At 44.7% G+C, this 2,003-nt stretch carries 1 protein-coding gene; it reads left to right on the top strand.

Annotated elements, in window-relative coordinates; genetic code table 11:
- Positions 1–274: 274 nt before the first annotated feature.
- Positions 275–2,003: leucine-rich repeat domain-containing protein (locus tag RUMCAL_RS16215; protein WP_021681650.1), on the top strand; the 1,729-nt coding region annotated here is incomplete at its 3' end.

Consider the following 2,003-nt stretch of genomic DNA (forward strand, 5'->3'; position numbering starts at 1 on the left):
TCGCCAGACGCTCTTTGTGCGGTATTGCCTTAGGCAATCCCTTTCAAAAATATTCCTCTCTTAAAGAAAAGCAACCCTGTACAAAACCTGTTTTATGGCTTTGTACAGGGTTGTTTTTTGCATTTGCAGCAACATAAATTTCATAATTCACAGAATATTCTCAAAAAGTCGTTTCTTTCTTTTTCTTTTTTGCAGTATAATAGAAAATGCTAGCATATATATTGGAAAGATATACGTTCGTATCATGGAAAATTTGTGAGAGGAGTAAATAAAGTTGAAGAAAATCGGAAAAATTTTAGCCGCTTTGACGGCGGCGACCTTGTGTGTCGGAGCATTGCCGGCAGTGCAGGTTGCTTTGCCGCGGGTGTCCATTGCGGCAAGTGCGGAATCTGCAGACGGGTTGACTTACCAACTGATCAACGACAGTACAGAGGTGGCTATCACAGGCTGTGATGATGTGACTTCAGTCACCGTTCCGTCGGAGATCGAGGGAAAGCCGGTTACAACGATTGCAGAACGTGCATTGTCCTCAAAGTCCAAATTGCTGAAAGTGACATTGCCGGATAGTGTGACCACGATCGAAAGCCGTGCTTTTAATGACTGTAGTCATTTGAGAAGTGTGGACATGGGAAATGGTGTAAAAACAATCGGAACGTTTGCTTTTTCAGGCTGTAACGAATTGACAAGCATTACCCTTTCGGAAAATCTGACCGAAATTGGTGAATCGGCATTTAACCAGTGCAGTGCTTTAACGGAACTGGCACTTCCGGATTCTGTTGCCACGATAGGAAATGGTGTATTTGCATCTTGCAGCAAGCTGAAACAGGTGACCTTGCCCAATGGCTTGACAAGCATCAGCGAAAGTATGTTTTCGGATTGCTCTGCTTTGACCTCTGTGGAAATTCCGGATTCTGTCACTTCCATCGAGTATCGTGCATTCAAAAACTGTTCGAAATTACAGCAGATATCGCTGCCGGATGGTCTGACAACGATCGGCGAAGGTGCATTCTATAGTTGTTCCGGATTGGAACAGATAACTTTTCCGGAAGGTCTGACAAGTATGGGTGCCAATGCATTCTATAATTGTTCCGGATTGGTGCAGGTGACTTTGCCGAACGGTCTGACAAGTACAGGAAAAGAAGTATTTTCCAGTTGTTCTTCTCTGACTTCCGCGGAAATTCCGGAGGGATTCACTGAATTGGCAGACGGCACATTTTCCAACTGCGGCAGCTTAAAAGATGTGAAATTGCCGAACAGCCTACAGAAAATCGGAGGTGGTGCATTTCAGAATTGTGATGCACTCACAGAGATCACAATTCCGGGGAACGTAACCGACATTTGCGGTTCTGCCTTTGCCAAATGCGATGGACTGACAAGTATTGTTATTCCGGATTCCGTCACTTTTATCGGCGATAATATTTTCAATATGTGCAGCAAACTGGAATACATTTATCTTCCGAACAGCGTTATGAGCATAGAAAATAACGCTTTTTATGGCTGTACCGCTCTGAAATTTATTGCGATTCCGGAAAATGTTTTGACCTTGAAGGACGGTACGTTCTATTTCTGCACTAGCCTGGAAAGCATTTTGTTTTATAAGGGACTCTCAAAAATCAATACCCTTTGTTTTAACCGCTGTGATAAACTGACGGACGTGTACTATACAGGCTCTGAGGAGGAGTGGAATGATATTCCGGGTGTAGGTGCTCTTGGTGGTGCAGAACACCACTATAACTGGGATCCCAACGAACAGATTCCCGGTCAGCCTATCATGACAACTACCACAACGACTACTACAACCACCACTACCACCACAACAACGACAACAACTACCACGACCACCACAGAATCCACAACAGAACAGACTACCACAGAGCAGACCACCACATCAACCACAACAGCTGCTACCACCACCGAAACCACAACCACCACCGCAGAAACTACAGCTACAACTACAACAACTACCACCAACACCACCACAGCAACAACCGCAACGACTGCAA

It is taken from the genome of Ruminococcus callidus ATCC 27760 (assembly GCF_000468015.1).
GTDB classification, from domain to species: domain Bacteria; phylum Bacillota; class Clostridia; order Oscillospirales; family Ruminococcaceae; genus Ruminococcus_C; species Ruminococcus_C callidus.